General features: G+C 68.4%; 15 protein-coding genes. 11 read left to right on the top strand and 4 right to left on the bottom strand.

Features of this window, described 5'->3' with window-relative positions:
• Window positions 1-44 precede the first annotated feature (44 nt).
• Complete coding sequence (locus tag EV649_RS14970) at window positions 45-2075, top strand: DUF4185 domain-containing protein (RefSeq protein WP_130384052.1); 2031 nt, start codon at window positions 45-47, stop codon at window positions 2073-2075.
• A gap of 53 nt (window positions 2076-2128) precedes the next feature.
• On the opposite strand, the gene EV649_RS14965 is transcribed toward EV649_RS14970, so the two are convergent.
• The gene (locus EV649_RS14965; RefSeq protein ID WP_198682508.1) at window positions 2129-2794 is read right to left on the bottom strand and encodes a maleylpyruvate isomerase family mycothiol-dependent enzyme; all 666 of its coding nucleotides are present in this window, start codon (window positions 2792-2794) and stop codon (window positions 2129-2131) included.
• 53 nt (window positions 2795-2847) lie between these two features.
• On the opposite strand from EV649_RS14965, the gene EV649_RS14960 reads away from it, so the two are divergent.
• The 7 genes from EV649_RS14960 to EV649_RS14930 are packed head-to-tail and all read left to right on the top strand — an operon-like array spanning window position 2848 to window position 8183.
• A complete protein-coding gene (locus tag EV649_RS14960) occupies window positions 2848-3459 on the top strand; it encodes an ABATE domain-containing protein (protein WP_130384050.1) in 612 nt (203 codons plus the stop codon).
• Window positions 3460-3469: 10 nt separating this feature from the next.
• Entirely contained in the window at window positions 3470-4159 is a 690-nt protein-coding gene (locus tag EV649_RS14955; RefSeq protein ID WP_130384049.1) for a VOC family protein, read from the top strand.
• Window positions 4156-5223: a succinyl-diaminopimelate desuccinylase gene (dapE, locus tag EV649_RS14950; protein ID WP_130384048.1), complete on the top strand. Its 1068-nt coding sequence runs from the start codon at window positions 4156-4158 to the stop codon at window positions 5221-5223. The genes EV649_RS14955 and dapE overlap by 4 nt, the downstream gene beginning before the upstream one ends.
• A gap of 37 nt (window positions 5224-5260) precedes the next feature.
• Window positions 5261-6118, top strand: a complete 858-nt coding sequence (locus EV649_RS14945) for a TIGR00730 family Rossman fold protein (protein ID WP_130384047.1) — start codon at window positions 5261-5263, stop codon at window positions 6116-6118.
• 54 nt (window positions 6119-6172) lie between these two features.
• Window positions 6173-7147: a DivIVA domain-containing protein gene (locus tag EV649_RS14940; RefSeq protein WP_277875687.1), complete on the top strand. Its 975-nt coding sequence runs from the start codon at window positions 6173-6175 to the stop codon at window positions 7145-7147.
• Window positions 7147-7626 (top strand): SRPBCC family protein, encoded by a 480-nt coding sequence (locus EV649_RS14935; protein WP_130384045.1) that lies wholly within the window; start codon window positions 7147-7149, stop codon window positions 7624-7626. Before EV649_RS14940 ends, EV649_RS14935 begins: the two co-directional genes overlap by 1 nt.
• Window positions 7623-8183 (top strand): DNA-3-methyladenine glycosylase I, encoded by a 561-nt coding sequence (locus EV649_RS14930; RefSeq protein ID WP_130384044.1) that lies wholly within the window; start codon window positions 7623-7625, stop codon window positions 8181-8183. The genes EV649_RS14935 and EV649_RS14930 overlap by 4 nt, the downstream gene beginning before the upstream one ends.
• 191 nt (window positions 8184-8374) lie before the next feature.
• Here the strand turns inward: EV649_RS14930 and EV649_RS14925 are convergent, their stop codons facing one another.
• Genes EV649_RS14925 through EV649_RS14915 form a run of 3 tightly spaced genes read right to left on the bottom strand, consistent with a single transcriptional unit; the run spans window position 8375 to window position 12182 of the window.
• Complete coding sequence (locus EV649_RS14925; protein WP_130384043.1) at window positions 8375-10492, bottom strand: alpha/beta hydrolase-fold protein; 2118 nt, start codon at window positions 10490-10492, stop codon at window positions 8375-8377.
• 47 nt (window positions 10493-10539) lie between these two features.
• Window positions 10540-11331 (bottom strand): enoyl-CoA hydratase-related protein, encoded by a 792-nt coding sequence (locus EV649_RS14920; protein ID WP_130384042.1) that lies wholly within the window; start codon window positions 11329-11331, stop codon window positions 10540-10542.
• Between the two features lie 32 nt (window positions 11332-11363).
• Window positions 11364-12182 carry a PaaX family transcriptional regulator C-terminal domain-containing protein gene (locus EV649_RS14915; RefSeq protein WP_130384041.1) on the bottom strand — a complete coding sequence of 273 codons (819 nt, stop codon included), beginning with the start codon at window positions 12180-12182 and terminating at the stop codon, window positions 11364-11366.
• A 166-nt stretch (window positions 12183-12348) separates the two neighbouring features.
• Between EV649_RS14915 and EV649_RS14910 the strand changes: the two genes are divergently transcribed.
• From EV649_RS14910 to EV649_RS14900, 3 genes are all read left to right on the top strand, one after another.
• Window positions 12349-12516: a DUF3117 domain-containing protein gene (locus tag EV649_RS14910; protein WP_012923066.1), complete on the top strand. Its 168-nt coding sequence runs from the start codon at window positions 12349-12351 to the stop codon at window positions 12514-12516.
• Between the two features lie 294 nt (window positions 12517-12810).
• The gene (locus EV649_RS14905) at window positions 12811-14331 is read left to right on the top strand and encodes a leucyl aminopeptidase family protein (RefSeq protein WP_130384040.1); all 1521 of its coding nucleotides are present in this window, start codon (window positions 12811-12813) and stop codon (window positions 14329-14331) included.
• 180 nt (window positions 14332-14511) lie between these two features.
• Window positions 14512-15468, top strand: coding sequence for a type IV toxin-antitoxin system AbiEi family antitoxin domain-containing protein (locus EV649_RS14900; protein WP_157996241.1), 957 nt, complete (start codon window positions 14512-14514; stop codon window positions 15466-15468).
• The last annotated feature ends 126 nt before the right edge of the window (window positions 15469-15594 follow it).

The raw sequence follows: 15594 nt of genomic DNA, 5'->3' as shown, positions 1-15594 counted from the left end.
CGAAGCATGCCGCTCGACCGTTCGAGAGAAGTGAAGGAACTGCTATGAAGCGTGGGGCCTTGCTCGCTGTTCTGCCGCTGGTCTTCGGAACGGCGACACTCCTGACCCAGTCCTCGAACCCGCAGGAGGCCGCGACCGTGAACGCGATCGGCACCGCCCAAGTGGAATCGAAGGGCACGCCCAGCAAGAGTGACGGTGACCTTTGGCCGTCGTGCTGGGCCGGCAACGACAAGCTGTACGCCGCCAACGGCGACGGCAAGGGGTTCAGCGTCGACGGCGACTTCGCCGACATCGCGGTCAGCGAGATCACCGGTACGCCGGGAAACTTGTCCGGGGCAACGATCTCTCGCGGAGACCAGGTCGGGTCCGTCTGGAGCGGCGCCGGGTACAACCGGAAGCCGACCGGGATGGTGTGCGTCGGTGACACGATGTACCTCGCCGTACAGGACCTCGCGCTCGACTTCAACGACGTACCGGCGGCGACGATCCTGAAGTCGACCGACCACGGGCGGACCTGGACGTGGGACAAGTCGAAGCCGATGTTCTCGGACCACGTGTTCACGACGATCTGGTTCGCGGACTTCGGCAAGGGCGGCGCCGCGGCGCCCGACGGATATGTGTACGCGTACGGGCTGGACGGGAACTGGCGGGACTCGTTCGACGACACGGTCCCCGATCCGCAGAGCGTGTTCCTGGCGCGGGTGCCCAAGCGTGACGTGCAGGACCGGGGTGCGTGGAAGTTCTACACCGGGTCCGGGTGGTCCTCGAGGATCGCCGATCGCAAGCCGGTGCTCAACGACCAGCGGCGGTTATACGCGCAGACGTACGGGACGAACGCGTCCAACCTGAGCGTGATCAGTCAGGGCGGCGTGACTTATCTGGCCCAGCAGAAGCGGTATGTGTACACGTCGTGGACGGAGTACACCTTCGAGTTCTACGAGTCGCCGACGCCTTGGGGGCCGTGGAAACACTTCATGTCCAAGGACTTCGGCGGGTATCCGTGGTCGACCTCGAAGTACGGCGGGTACGGCGTGACGATCCCGTCGAAGTTCGTGCAGCCGGACGGCAAGACGATGTATCTGCAGGCGAACGTGTGCCCGTGTGGCGGAGGCGGGATCGGTACGTCGGTCTACAACTTCAACCTGCGCAAGCTCGTTCTGACGCCGTCCGTTGACACTCCGGCATCGAACCTCCCGGGATCGGACAACCTCGCTGCTGCGACCGGTGCGGTCGCGATCTCGAAGTCGACGCAGTCGGGCAGTCTCGCGTTGCCGAACGACGGCGCGAAGACGGGCAGCGAGTCCGATTTCGACGACGAGGTGAAGGGCGCGTCGTGGTGGGGGTACGAGTGGCCCGCGCGGCACAAGGTGAACAACGTGGAGTTCACGTCCGGAGCGGTGTCGGCCGAGGGCGGGTACTTCACCGGGCGCCCGCGGGTCCAGGTACGCCAGGGCGGGCAGTGGGTCGAGGTCGGGTCGCAGACCGTGTCCCCGACGTATCCGGGTGATGCGTCGGCCGGCGCGAACACGACGTACACGATCACCTTCCCGGTGCAGGAGACGGACTGGGTCCGGGTGATCGGTCTGCCCGGTGGGACGCGTTCGTACTCGACTGCTTCCGAGGTGGCTGTTCGCTACGTGTCGCAGCTCGCCGACGGCGGATTCGAGGGCACCGGCAGCGGCAAGCCGGCGTGGCTCTTCGAAGGTACAGCGGCCAACGGCGTAGACCGCGGCCTCGGCTTCGCGCACTCCGGCGCCAACAACGGGTGGATCCGCTGCACGTGTACGGGTTGGAGTGCGCTCTACCAGAACGTCCCTGTTGTCCCTGGTACGACGTACACGTTCGGATCCTGGGTCAACGCATCGGCGAACCTCCCCGCCGACCAGGGCCGCTTCGGCGTCCGCGCCGGCACGACCGACCTCGCAAGCACCACTTTCGGCGCCGGCACCGGCTACGTCCACCACGAGGTCACGGTGAAGGTCCCATCCAACGTCCACGAACTCACCGTCTACGCCGGCTTCAACGCCCCCAACAAAGACACCTGGATCCAGCTAGACGACTTCACCGTCAACTAACCCGCCTTTCCGGAAAGAATCCGTCACCCACCGCCGATTTCTTTCCGGAAAGGTCACGGCCAAGGAAGGAGGTCTGGTGTTGGGCCTGTGATGGGGCCTGGGGTTGGGCGGCCGGCGTACCAGGCGGTTAGGTCGGTGAAGGTTCCTTCGAGGGTGATGTCTGTGCCGGTGCCGTTGTCCCAGGTGTGGGTGGGGGACTTGAGGATCAGGTGGGTGTTGTCGGGGGTGCGGGCTCGGAGAAAGTCCAGTAGGTGCAGGCAGAAGTCGTCGGACCAGGTGGTGGGGGTGATGCCGAGGTCGAGGTCTGTGGTGTGGATGGTGAGTTCGCGCCACGTCGCCTGCAGGCCCGCGGAGAGGTTGCTGTTGCGGTGCAGGATCGGGAGCGGCCAGTCGGTGGGGCCGACCTTGTCCCAGGAGGCGAGCAAGGTGGTGACGGCCTGCGACACGTGGGACCTGAGTTCGGCGGCGGGGCGGTCGGCGCCGGCCTCGATCGCGGCATCGCGTGCCGGGCGCCCACCGTCGTACACCTCGACGAGGCGACCCTGCAGCGCCTGGTCGACCTGACGCGTCATCGCCTCGGAGAAGTTCGCGATGTGAGTGATCACATGACCGCGCGACCACCCCGGCAGGGCGGAGTCGGCGCGTGCGGTCGCGTCGTCGAGGTCTGCCGTCACGGCGAGCAGTTGGTCGGCGATCGCACGTACTTCGTTCAGGGCCACAGCAGCTCCTTCATTCACATGCCATCAATTGAACATCCCATTAGTATCATCAGATGACCACGCTCGCCTTCGCTTTAGCCGCCACCATCAAGCACGACGGTCACGGCGGTGTCGCGGATCTGCTCTCCACCCCGGACGAGGCAGCCGCCTGGCTGACCGAGCACGACCAGTTGGTCGCGCAGGTGTTGGGGTCCGAGTCCGACTTGGGGAGGTTTGTGCACCCGAATCGGCCAGAAACCCTCCCCAAACTGTGGAAGGAAGTGGTGCGGATTCGGGGGGCGGTGCGGGCGTTGTTTGCTCGGGCGGTTGCGCCTGGGGAACCCAGCGCGGCGGATGTTGGGCGGTTGATGAACGTCGAGGATGCGCTGCGGATCGTGAACGAGGCGGCGGACGGGTTGGGTACGACGCACTTGGAATGGGTGGACGAGCCGAGCGTGCGATGGGCGTACCGGACCGAGGATCCGATCGCGTTGCTGGTCGGCGCGGTCGGGCGGTCGGCGATCGACTTCCTGGCGAGCCCGGATCGCGCGCGGCTGCGCGCCTGCCCGGCGGCGCGGTGTGTGAAGTACTTCCTGCAGGACGACCCGCGGCAGACGTGGTGCTCGCCGGCCTGCGGGAATCGGGAGCGGGTGAATCGCCACTACCGGAAACGGACCTCCGGATAATCTGTGCGGTATGAGCGTCGCGCGGTTCAAGGACCTGTGTGTGGACGTGGCGAGCCCGAGTGGGATGGCCGCCTTCTGGGGACGGACGATCGGGCTGACCGCGCCGGCCGACAACCCGAACGTGCTCCTCGGTGACGTCCCGGAGAAGACCATCTGGATGTGCAAGGTCCCGGAGCCGAAGACGGTGAAGAACCGCGTGCACTTCGACGTGATCGCCGGCGAGATCGCGGACCTCGAACGCTCCGGAGCGACCGTCCTGTCGCCGGAGACCGCGGCGCAGCAGTGGACGGTGATGGCGGACCCGGAGGGCGGTGAGTTCTGCGGGTTCGTCCGCGAGACGGTCCCGGCGTACCGGCTGATGGAACTGATCGTCGACTCGGCCGACCCGGAGGCGCAGGCCCGGTGGTGGGCGGACGTGGTCGGCGGCGAGTTCTCGAGCCGCCCCGGCCGGCCGTACTACTGGCTCGAGAACGTGCCCGGTCTGCCGTTCAGGTACTGGGTCTTCAACCCGGTCCCGGAGCCGAAGACGGTCAAGAATCGCGTGCATTGGGACGTCACCGCACCCGCCCTGCAGCCGGTCCTCGACGCGGGTGCGACACTGCTGCGGCCCAAGGACGACGAGATCGGCTGGCACGTCTGCGCCGACCCCGAAGGCAACGAATTCTGCGTCTTCCTGCCCCCGAACGAGGACTCGCCATGACCAAGCTCGACCTGACCGTATCCGGGCCGGATCTGACCGAGGCGTTGGTGAACGTCTCCTCGGTCAGCGGGACGGAGGAGACGCTCGCGGACAAGGTCGAGGCGGCGCTCTCGGCGTACCCGCATCTGAAGGTGTTCCGGCACGGCAACACCGTCGTCGCCCGCACTGACCTCGGCCGCGCCGAGCGGGTCGTCCTCGCCGGTCACCTCGACACCGTGCCGCTCAACGACAACCTTCCGGCCCGCCGCGCCGACGGCCTGATCCACGGCCTCGGCGCGTGTGACATGAAGGGCGGCGTCGCGGTCGGGCTGCGCCTCGCCGCGACCCTCGACGAGCCGAACCGGGACGTCACGTACGTGTTCTACGACTGCGAGGAGATCGAGGCCGACCGGAACGGTCTGTTCAAGCTGACCCGCTCCAACCCCGAGCTGCTCGAAGGCGTGTTCGCGGTCGTGATGGAGCCGTCGAACGCGGTCGTCGAGGCCGGCTGCCAGGGCACGATGCGGATCGAGGTCACCACCCGCGGCGAGCGGGCGCACTCGGCCCGCTCCTGGATGGGCAGCAACGCGATCCACACCGCGGGCGGGGTGCTCGCGCGACTGGCGGCGTACGAGCCTCGGCGGGTCCCGATCGACGGGCTCGAGTACCGCGAGGGGCTGAACGCGGTCGCGATCACGGGCGGTGTCGCGGGCAACGTCGTACCGGATCTGTGCACTGTGACGATCAACTACCGCTTCGCGCCGAACCGGTCCGAAGCGGAGGCCGAGGCGCACCTGCGTGAGGTCTTCGAGGGGTACGACGTGACTGTGACGGACTCTGCGCCGGGTGGACTCCCGGGGCTCGAGCGACCGGCCGCGGCGGCGTTCCTGCAGGTGGTGGGCGGGGAGTCGCAGCCGAAGTTCGGGTGGACCGACGTGGCGCGGTTCACGCTGCTCGGCGTACCGGCGGTGAACTACGGGCCGGGGGACCCGCTGTACGCGCACAAGCAGGACGAGTTCGTGCCCGAGGCCGATATCGAGCTGTGTGAACAGCGGCTGAGGAGTTGGTTGACAGACCGCGCCTGAACGCGCCCGGTTACCGGCGAGGCAATAACCTGGAAGCATGTCAGAACCATCGATCCATCCCGACCGTCCGGTCGGCCAGCAGCAGCGCGGGCCGGTCACGATGCGGCGCAACCAGGTGCAGCAGTCCACGTCCGAGCAGCGGCTGCTGGACAGTCGCGGGCCGTCGGACTGGGTGCACACCGACCCGTGGCGGGTGCTGCGGATCCAGTCGGAGTTCATCGAGGGCTTCGGCATGCTGGCGGAGCTGGGCGCGGCGATCAGCGTGTTCGGGTCGGCGCGGACCAAGGTGGACGACCCGATGTATGCCGCCGCGGAGGAGTTCGGGCGGAAGCTGGTCGAGGCCGGGTACGCCGTGATCACCGGCGGCGGGCCGGGCGTGATGGAGGCTGCGAACAAGGGCGCGTCCGAGGCCGGCGGGGTGTCGGTCGGGCTCGGGATCGAGCTGCCCTTCGAGAACGGCCTGAACGAGTGGGTCGACATCGGGATGAACTTCCGGTACTTCTTCACCCGGAAGACGATGTTCGTGAAGTACGCCCAGGGCTTCGTGGTGATGCCGGGCGGGTTCGGCACGCTGGACGAGATGTTCGAGGCGCTCACGCTGGCGCAGACCCGGAAGGTCACGTCGTTCCCGGTCGTGCTGTTCGGTACGTCGTACTGGGGCGGGCTGGTCGACTGGCTGCGTACGACGATGCTCGAGGACGGGAAGATCTCGGCCGCCGACCTGGAGATGTTCGTCGTCACCGACGACGTCGACGAGGCGATCAGCTACATCGTCAAGTCCGGCGAACTCGCCGACGAGGCAGCTGAGGAAGCCGCCGAGGAGGCCGCACGCGAGGTCGACGCCGCGAACGATCCGGCCCGGCGAGCACAGCGCCTGGGCTCGGACGGGAGCTGAAATCCTGGGGGTTTTCGCGGTTGACTCGCCCGGCATGGCACGATCGGTCCCGTGATGTGGTTCTTCGGGCTGATCGTGGTGCTGTTGATCGGGGCTGTCGCGGTAGTGGCCTCGGGTCGTTGGGGTGCCATGAGCACGGCGTACGACGACCGGCCCGACATGACCGTGCCGGCGCGGCAGGCGCTCACGTCGACCGATATCGAGTCGGCGCGGTTCGCTGTCGGGGTGCGTGGCTACCGGATGGACGAGGTCGACACGCTGCTCGAACGGGTCGCGAAGGAGGTCGCCGAACGCGACCGCCGGATCGCCGACCTCGAGCGCGCCGTGGCCCCGATCGTCGAGGCGCCGGACGGGCACGGGTTCAGCTCCCGTCCGTACGACCCGGCCGAGTTCGAGGACACCGGAACGCAGCCACCCATCCTGGTCGGCGGCCCCGACCCTGTCGCCCGAACCACCCCCGCGGACGCCACCAGCACAGAGGAGTCCACCGACTCCACCCAGTCCGCTGAGCCGGCCGGCTCAGCTGCTTCTTCGGCGGGTGTCGAGGAGGAGGACGACGAGCCGGAGACGACTGAGCTGCCGCGGGCGAGCCAGGTGGCCGCCGACGAGTACGAGCGCCTGCAGGCCGAGGCCCGCGCCGTACTGGAAGCTCAGTCCCAACCGGTGATCTCACGCCGCAAGCCGGCTCCGCATCAGCCAGCCCCCGCTCAGCAGCCCCAGCAGGACCAACAGCAGGAGCAGCAGGAGCAGCCGGACGCAGCTCCCGCAGAACCTCCCGTCGAGCCGCCTGCCACGCACTGGACGCAGCAGCCGCCGCAGGAGGCCCAGGAGCAGACCCAGCCTCAGACCCAGGAGCAGGCTCAGCCGCAGAGGCAGGAGCAGGCCCAGGAGCAGGCTCAGCAGCAGACGCCGGAGCCGCCGCAGGCGGAGGCTAATGGGGATGCCGGGGACGGAGACGGGAACGAGGGATGGCGGTTCTGGCCGCCTGCGGATCAGCAGGGTGAAGGGGCGTATCAGCGCCCCAGCTGATGGACGCGAAGAGGAGCTGTCACGCGGAGGCGTCGATCGAGTTGCTGCTGGCGCCTGAGGTCGCCTGGGACGTGGCGATGGACTGGGAGCGCCAGTCCCGCTGGATGCTCTTCACCCGCGTCTGGGGGACCGAGAACGACGGCGTCGGCGTCGGTGGGGGAGTCGCGGCGCGGACTTCTGTCGGTGGCATCGGGTTCACTGACGACATGGTCATCACACACTGGGATCCACCGCGCGAGTGCACGGTGAAGCATCTCGGCAAGCTCGTCCGCGGCACCGGGACGTTCGCCATCGAGCCGCTGGTGTTCTGCGGCGTCGACCGCGAGACGTCGGTCTTCGGCAGCACGTTCACCTGGTCCGAGGACGTCGTACCGCCGCTCGGTCGCTTGGGTGCGTTCGCCTGGCCGATGGTGCGCCCGGTGTTCGAGGCGATGATGCGGATCTCGCTGCGCCGGCTGGTCAAGGAGGCCAACGCATGACGGTCGTCGGACCGGACGGGCAGCCGCGCTGCGGATGGGCGACGTCCGCACCGGAGTACGTCGAGTATCACGACACCGAGTGGGGCAAGGAGATCCGCACCGATGTCGCGCTGTTCGAGCGGATGACCCTCGAGGGGTTCCAGTCGGGCCTGTCGTGGATCACGATCCTGCGCAAACGGGAGAACTTCCGGGCCGCGTTCGCGCAGTTCGATCCGGAGACGATCGCGAAGTACGACGACGCGGATTTCGAGCGCCTGATGGCCGATCCGGGGATCGTCCGCAACCGGTTGAAGATCAACGCGACGATCTCCAACGCCCGCGCGCTGCTCGACCTGGCCGAAGGCGAGTTCACCGACCTGCTCTGGTCGTTCCGGCCCGCGAAGCACGCGGCCCCGAAGACGCCGGCCGACGTACCGGCCACGACACCGGAGTCCGTGGCGATGTCGAAGGCCTTGAAGAAGAAGGGTTTCGTCTTCGTCGGACCCACCACGGCGTACGCGTTGATGCAGGCCACCGGCATCGTGAACGACCACTTGAAGACCTGTATAGCCCGGTAATCCGCGTGCACGTGCAGAAGCCTTTTGCAGATGCAAAAGGAACTTTGGCGGAAACAAAAGACAAACGCCTGAACGAGTTGTGCTTCGGGCACTGAACGTGATGTGGTGTTCAGCGGGCTCCCCGACTGTCAGGTGGTTGTCCGGCCGTGACTCGCCCGGCCGGAACGCGGTCGTGGAGCCCACCAAACGTTCTACGGACGTTTATTTACACCGTCTGTGGAGAAGGCAGTCCGGAAGACATCGGTTCCGGTCAGACCGGACAGTTGGGTGCCGGCGGACGTCGTGGTGAGGTACAGATTCGCTTCAGCGTAAGCATCTGCCGCGTCGTCGTCCGCCGTACCGAACTGTCGCGTCCAGTTGCGCGCGTGGTCGGGTGAGTACTTCGTCAGTACGCCGTCGAACTTGCCGAGTGGGGTCTCCAACGATCCGTCCGTGAGGCCGCCGACGTACAGCGCACCGCCCGCATCTACAACCACCGCGGCGCCCTTGTCGTTGCCGGTCGTGCCGAACTGATCCCGCCACGTCAGTACGCCGTCTGCGTCGGCGCGAGCGACCAGGATGTCCTTGTCGCCGATCAACGTGCCCGCGAAATCGCCCGCGGTGTAGCCGGTCAGATAGACCCCGCCCGCAGGATCCGGCGCGATGCCCCACACCTCGTCGGAGGCGGCGGTGCCGAACTGTTTCGTCCACACCGGATCGCCGTTGGGCGAGTAACGCGCAAGGAGACTGTCGATGCCGCCGGCCGACGTACCGAGTTCGCCGGCCGTCATCCCGGCCAGGTAGACCGCGCCGCCCGAGACCGCGACGGACATGCCCTTGTCCTCGCCCGCGCTGCCGGTCTGCCGCAACCACACCTGCTGCCCGTCCGCATCGAGCCGCCCGACGAACACGTCCTTGTCGCCCTGGTTCGCCCCGCCCAGAGCGCCCTTCGTGTAGCCACCGACGTACACCGCGGTCCCGTCGACCGCCACCGAGTAGCTCCGATCCGCCACCCCCGGTACGCCGAACTGCGTGAGCCACCGGCGATTCCCGTCGGCGTCGTACTGCGCGGCGAACGCATCGTCCGTGGCGTTCCCCGCATGCGCGCCGTCCAGATCCCCGTTGGTGTAACCGGTCACCACGACCCGCCCGTCCGCGTCGACAGCAACGCCGTACGCGCGTTCCGTCCCAGCGGTCCCGAGCGATCGCGTCCAGTCGCGCGACCCGTCGGCGCGATACTTGATCAGCGCGACATCGGTGCCGCCGGCGTACGGCTGCCCGTCCAGCGCACCCGCTGCCGCGACCGCCTGGTACACGTTGCCTGAGGCATCTGTTGCGATGCCGCCGGCGCGATCCTCGCCCGCGGTACCCGTGATCGCGGCCTGCATCGGCGTGGCCGGCGGCTTCCCGAGGTACTGGAAGATGTACTTCGCGCCTTCGGCGAACGTCGGCCCCCAGACGTCCCAGTCGTGCCCGCCGTCGACGACCCGGAACTCCGAGGTGAGGGTCGGCACCCGCGCCGCCTGGTTGAACACCACGTGCGTCTCGAAGTCGAGGTCGTGGGTGGCGTCGATCGCCTTCGGGTTCTTGTACTCGTCGTCGCCGACCGCGAGGAACAGATGCGACTGCAGCCCGGTCGCCGCGAACGACTTCAGCGTGGCGGGCCAGTTCAGCTTCAGGTAAGTCGACTCGACGAACGGATCCTTACCCTTGCCGAAGGCGCCGAAATCGCGGGTGCTCGAATCGCTCGGCGGCAACGGGAAGTACACGGCTGGGCTCAGGGCGATCGCCGCACCGAACACGTCCGGGTGTGCGAGGGAGTACCGGAGCGCGCCGGCGCCGCCCATCGAGTAGCCCGCGATCGCCCGGCCGGTGCGGTCCGCGATCGTGCGGTACGTCGCGTCGATCTGCGGCACGAGATCCTTGAGGAACGCGGTCTCGACGGGTCGTCCCGGGTCGGTGCCTTGGTACGCGGAGTCGACGTACCAGCTGGCGCGGCTGCTCCACGGCGCATCCGGCATGATCGCGATCGTCGGTGGGATCTCGCCGTTGCCGATCAGCTCGTCCAGGCGGCTCTTCACCTGCGTCCAGGCGCTCATCGAGTCCCCGCGCCCGTGCAGCAGGTAGATGACCGGGTAGCGCCGGTCCGACGCGTCGTACCCGGCCGGGAGGTAGACGTTGTAGTTGATGTCCTCACCGAGCGTCGCCGACCGCACGGCGGCGGGCTTGATGACACCCGGCTCGGCAGTCGGCGCGGCGGCGGATCCAGGTACGACGAGACTCCCGACGAGCGTGGCAACAGTCAGGACAGGCAGCAGCAGTTTCCTCACACGTCAGGTTGTAATCGCTTACGTAAACGATTACAAGAGCCTGCGAGTCAGCGGCCGGTGAAGGTGGGTTTTTGTTTGGCTACGAAGGAGGTGACTGCGTTGTGGTGGTCTTCGGTGGAGCCGGTGAGCTGCATTTTCCCCGCCTCGAAGACCAGGGCCTCGGCGAGGGTGTGGCTTGCCGAGTAGCTGAGGGACTGGCGGACGGCGCCGTACGCGACTGTGGGGCCGGCTGCGAGTTTGGTGGCTAGGTCGGCGACCGCGGTTTCCAGGTCGGCGGCGGGGACGACTGACGTGGCCAGGCCGAGGTCGAGGGATTCGGCGGCGGGGACGGTGCGGGGGAAGTAGAGCAGTTCGAGCGCCTTCGCGTGGCCGATCAGGCGGGGGAGGGTCCAGGAGATTCCGGTGTCGCAGGACAGCGCGATGCCGGTGAAGGCGAGGTTGAAGCCCGCGGTGTCGGCGACGACCCGGAAGTCGCACGCGAATGCCATCGACGCGCCGGCCCCGGCCGCCACGCCGTTGACCGCCGCGATCACCGGCTTCGGCATCTCGGCGAGCGCGAGGGCGATCGGCGCGAAGTGGTCCGGCACCGTGCTCCACAGCGCGGCTTGGTCGTTCGCCTGCAGCAGCCCGATGTGCTCCTTCAGGTCCTGCCCGACGCAGAACGCCCGGCCGGTCCCGGTCAGTACGACGACCCGCACGGCCGGATCGTCGGCGGCGGCCAGGACCGTGTCGCGGAGCAGTACCTTGGTCGGCGTGTCGAGCGCGTTCATCGCCTCCGGCCGGTTGAGCGTGATGGTCGCGACACCCTCGGAAACGGCGTACGTGACGGAATCACTCATCGTGGTCAGCTCCTTGACTGTCAGTGAAATTTTCAGTGCTGTGTCAGGCAGTCGTCGACGAAACGCCCGGCCGCGGGGCCCAATCGTTCCGCATGGAAATCGAAGAACGCGGCCGCCTTCGTTCCGGCCCAGTCGGCCGGTAGCAGCTCGTCCGGAAGCCCCGGATCCAGGAACAGGAACTTGCGCCACTCGTGCACCAGTTCCGACCGTACGGCGAACGCCTGTTCGTCGCTCGTCTCCGTGCCGGCAGCGTCCACGAGGGCCTTCGCCTCGATCAGCCAGGCGTCGTACGACGCGCCGAGCTCGTCGAGTTTCCAGACCCGCCGGGCGAACTCGACCGCGCCGGCGTCGACCGGCGCGCGGAACCGGTCCGCGGCGATGCCCTCCACGCCGAGGATCTGGTCCACCTCGGCGTCGTTGCGCAGCCCGACCCAGGCGCCGTCGGACAGCGGAGCCCAACCCAGAAAGGAGAGTTGGCTCGCCAGCTGCTCGCGGCGCCGGGCGTTCGGGACCTCGCGGAGAATGCCCAGGTGCCAGTGCCGGTCCCAGTCGCCCGGTCCCTCGGAACCGGTCGCCACGGGCGTGCCGTCCGGCGCGGTCCGGTAGATCCGTACGGCGGCGTCGTCGAGGCGGCGACGCGCCCGGGACGTCAGCGCGTATCCGGGCTGGCCGTCGATCCGGGCCGGCTCCAGCCAGCCCTGCCGGACCATCCGGGAGACGGCGGTCCGGACCGCGGGCGGGTGGACCCCGAGCGGTGCGAGCAGCCGGACGAGAGCCGCGACCGGAGCCTGCGCACCTCGCGCGCGCAGGTGGTCGCCGTACAGGTCGAAGAGGGCTGAACGGGCGTGCACAAGACTCGAGTCTGCCGTATGGTGCACGGCTCTGGCCTGGGATCGGGAATAATGGGGTCCGATACACACTGCGATACGCGCCGACGGCGCATCACCGCAACGGCGCCGGCGACGGTCCCCCGCGCGGTGTCGTCGCTCAACACCGACACTGGGAAGGGGTGCGCGCATGGCGGCGATGAAGCCGCGGACGGGCGATGGTCCGCTCGAGGTCACCAAGGAGGGCCGCGGGATCGTGATGCGGGTTCCGCTCGAGGGCGGCGGTCGGCTCGTCGTCGAGCTCAACGCCGACGAAGCGACCGAGCTCGGCAACGCACTGAAGGCCGTCGTCGGCTGATCACATCCTCCAGAGGGTCTGGTCGCCCTCTGCCTATCACTCCGACCCCGGTGGGTGCCGTAGAGGGTGCCTCGGGACTCTCCGCCTACTGCGCGGCACTCGGCGGGCACCTCGCTGCACTGGAGCGAAGGGAACGATGAAACCACATCGAACCCTCCGCTCCAGCGCACCGAGGCACTCCGCCGAGCACCTGCTCGCTACGGCGCAGAGTCCCGAGACACCCTCTTTGCGGCACCGGCCGGGGTCGTTACGGTTATGCAGCTTCTATCTGATCAAACAGTGAGGTTCGACCCAGTGGCTCGCCGCAGCAGTTCGTCTCCTTTTCCCAGTCTTCCGGTTGTTGCCTGGCAGCCGGGTCTGCCGGTGCACGGGTCGTCGACGTGGGTTGTCGTGGTCGGTGACGAGGACGGTTTGCCGGCCGCCGCGAAGGAGGCCGGGGGGCGGCTCGGCGTCGACCTCGACCGGCTGCTCGAGGTGCAGCGCGCGACCGGGTTCACCCCGACCGCCGGTGCGACCGCGGCGTACCCGCTGCTCACCGGTGAGGTGACCGAGATCCTGCTGGTCGGGGCCGGTGCCGGGACCGCCAAGGAGCTGCGACACGCCGGTGCGGCGATCGCGCGGTTCGGGCGCGGCAAGGACGAGCTCACCACTGTCGTTGCCGAAGGCATCAATGACGCGGCGCTGCAGGCGTTCGCCGAGGGTGTCGTGCTCGGCTCGTTCTCGTACACGCAGAAGACGGTCGACGCGGGCAAGCCTGCCGTCGGCACCGTCACGCTGACCGACGGATCGGCGGACACGCGGCAGCCGGCGATCGACCGCGGTGTCGTGATCGGGCGCACCGGCTGGCTGGCCCGGCAGCTCGCGATCACCCCGTCGAACGAGAAGGACCCGGCCTGGCTGGCCGCGCGCGCGACCGAGGTGGCCGCCGCGACCGGTCTCGAGGTGACGGTCTGGGACGAGAAGAAGCTCGCCGCCGACGGGTTCGGCGGCATCCTCGCGGTCGGCCAGGGTTCGACCCGTCCGCCGCGGCTGATCCGCCTCGACTACGTGCCCAAGGGCGCGACCAAGAAGACGCCGTACGTCGTGCTTGTCGGCAAGGGCATCACCTACGACACCGGCGGCCTGTCGCTGAAGCCGCGCGAGGGCATGGTGTCGATGAAGCGCGACATGACCGGCGGCGGCTCGGTGATCGCGACGCTGTCGGCGCTGCGTGACCTCGGCGCGAACGTCCGGGTGACCGGCCTGGTCTGCGCCGCGGAGAACATGCCGTCCGGTACGGCGTACCGCCCGGACGACGTGATCCGGCACTTCGGCGGCCGCACCACCGAGGTGAAGAACACCGACGCCGAGGGCCGTCTGGTCCTCGCCGACGGGCTCGCGTACGCGGTGCAGGAGCTGAAGCCCGACGTACTCGTCGACATCGCCACGCTGACCGGCGCGATCAAGGTGTCGCTCGGCGCGATGCTGTACGGCGGGATGTTCGCAACCGACGACGCACTGGCGGACAACCTCGCGGACGCCGGCCGGATGTCCGGCGAGGAGCTGTGGCGGATGCCGCTGCCGGCCGAGTACGAGGACCTGATCTCGACGCCGATCGCCGACTCGGTGAACAGCTCGAAGGGCCCGGGCTCGATCACCGCGGCCCTGTTCCTGAAGGCATTCGCGGGCGACCTTCCGTGGGCGCACCTCGACCTGTCGTCGATCGCGGAGTCCCCGGCCGACCGGTTCGAGTACTCCGTCGGCGCGACCGGCGCCGGCGCCCGTCTACTGAGCACCTGGCTGGCGTCCGACACGCCGACGTCCGGCATCCGCTGACCGCGCTCGCACCAACTGCCGGCCTCTCCGCGCTTTCGTGGGTTGGCGTCCGAGATGCAGGGTTTGCGCCCCAGATCTCGGACGCAAACCCGGCATCTGATGGGTGGACCCACGAGAGGGATATCCACAGGTTGCGGTGATGGGCAGCGGGGGAGTGGGCCGGGGCCCGATGCTGGTGGGGTGAATCCTCGACTGAAGACGATCGCGGCCGGGCAGGGCGGTGTGGTCAGCAGAGCCCAGGCGATGAGCGCCGGTTACACCCGGGAGCAGATCAATCGACGGCTGGGTGACGGACGCTGGGAGCGGATTCGGTACGGGCAGTACGCCGAGCGCACGGACCTGCACGACCTGCCACCCTGGGAATGCGACCTCCTCCGTCATCGGCGCCTGGTCCACGCCGCGGTGAACTCCATGTGTCCGGGGTCCGCGGTCGTGAGTCACCACTCCGCACTTGTCATGCACGACGTACCGGTCTGGCGGGCTGACCTGTCCGAGGTCCAGTTGACGCGTACAGCCGGCATGCGGAGCGGACCGAAGACCGGTGTGCGTCACCACCGGTCGAGGCTCGGCGGTTCGGACGTGACAGTCGTCGCCGGGCTCGCCGTGACCGCGCTGACCCGGGCAGTGGTCGAGGTCGCCGGTACGTCGTCGTTCGAGGCGGCGGTTGTCAGCGCCGACGCGGCGTTCCGACGGCCGGAGGTGAGTGCGGACGACCTGCTCCGGCTGCGCGAGGTCACGCATAACTGGCCGGGCGGCCCCGGGATTCGTGCGGTGCTCGACTTCGCCGATCCTCATGCCGAGTCCGTCGGCGAGACCCGGCTGCGGGTCCTCTTCCACAACGAGGGTCTGCCGGTGCCGGTCCTGCAGGCGGAGTTCGTGGATGCCGACCGCTTCATCGGACGCGTGGACTTCTATTTCCCCGAGCACAACACGGTTGTCGAGTTCGACGGCCTGGCGAAGTACGGCGAGGGGACACGTGAGGCGCTCATTCGCGAGAAGTTGCGCGAAGACCGCCTCCGCGCCTTGGGGCTGGAGATCGTCCGGATCACCTGGGCAGACCTCGATCATCCGGCCCGTACGGCGATGCGCATCCGGCAGGCGTTCGCCCGCGCGCGCCGTACGCCGCTCGCCAGCTGATCCCGACGCCGGCCGCCGAACCGACCGTGCTCCGGCGCTCTCCCGCATTTGGTGGGTTGGCGTCCGAGGTGCTGGGTTTGCGTTCGGGATCTCGGACGCCAACCCTGCATCTGGTGGGTGGACCCA

This window comes from Kribbella sp. VKM Ac-2569, assembly GCF_004216905.1.
GTDB lineage: Bacteria > Actinomycetota > Actinomycetes > Propionibacteriales > Kribbellaceae > Kribbella.
The sequence above is the reverse complement of the archived record's forward strand: the minus strand, read 5'-3'. Positions and strand labels throughout refer to the sequence as shown.

What these genes read in the sequence shown, in the direction of transcription:
- EV649_RS14970 (WP_130384052.1), top strand. Translation starts at nt 45, where the DNA reads ATGAAGCGTGGGGCCTTGCTCGCTGTTCTGCCGCTGGTCTTCGGAACG.
- EV649_RS14960 (WP_130384050.1), top strand. Translation starts at nt 2,848, where the DNA reads ATGACCACGCTCGCCTTCGCTTTAGCCGCCACCATCAAGCACGACGGT.
- EV649_RS14955 (WP_130384049.1), top strand. Translation starts at nt 3,470, where the DNA reads ATGAGCGTCGCGCGGTTCAAGGACCTGTGTGTGGACGTGGCGAGCCCG.
- dapE (WP_130384048.1), top strand. Translation starts at nt 4,156, where the DNA reads ATGACCAAGCTCGACCTGACCGTATCCGGGCCGGATCTGACCGAGGCG.
- EV649_RS14945 (WP_130384047.1), top strand. Translation starts at nt 5,261, where the DNA reads ATGTCAGAACCATCGATCCATCCCGACCGTCCGGTCGGCCAGCAGCAG.
- EV649_RS14940 (WP_277875687.1), top strand. Translation starts at nt 6,173, where the DNA reads ATGTGGTTCTTCGGGCTGATCGTGGTGCTGTTGATCGGGGCTGTCGCG.
- EV649_RS14935 (WP_130384045.1), top strand. Translation starts at nt 7,147, where the DNA reads ATGGACGCGAAGAGGAGCTGTCACGCGGAGGCGTCGATCGAGTTGCTG.
- EV649_RS14930 (WP_130384044.1), top strand. Translation starts at nt 7,623, where the DNA reads ATGACGGTCGTCGGACCGGACGGGCAGCCGCGCTGCGGATGGGCGACG.
- EV649_RS14920 (WP_130384042.1), bottom strand. Translation starts at nt 11,331, where the DNA reads ATGAGTGATTCCGTCACGTACGCCGTTTCCGAGGGTGTCGCGACCATC.
- EV649_RS14910 (WP_012923066.1), top strand. Translation starts at nt 12,349, where the DNA reads ATGGCGGCGATGAAGCCGCGGACGGGCGATGGTCCGCTCGAGGTCACC.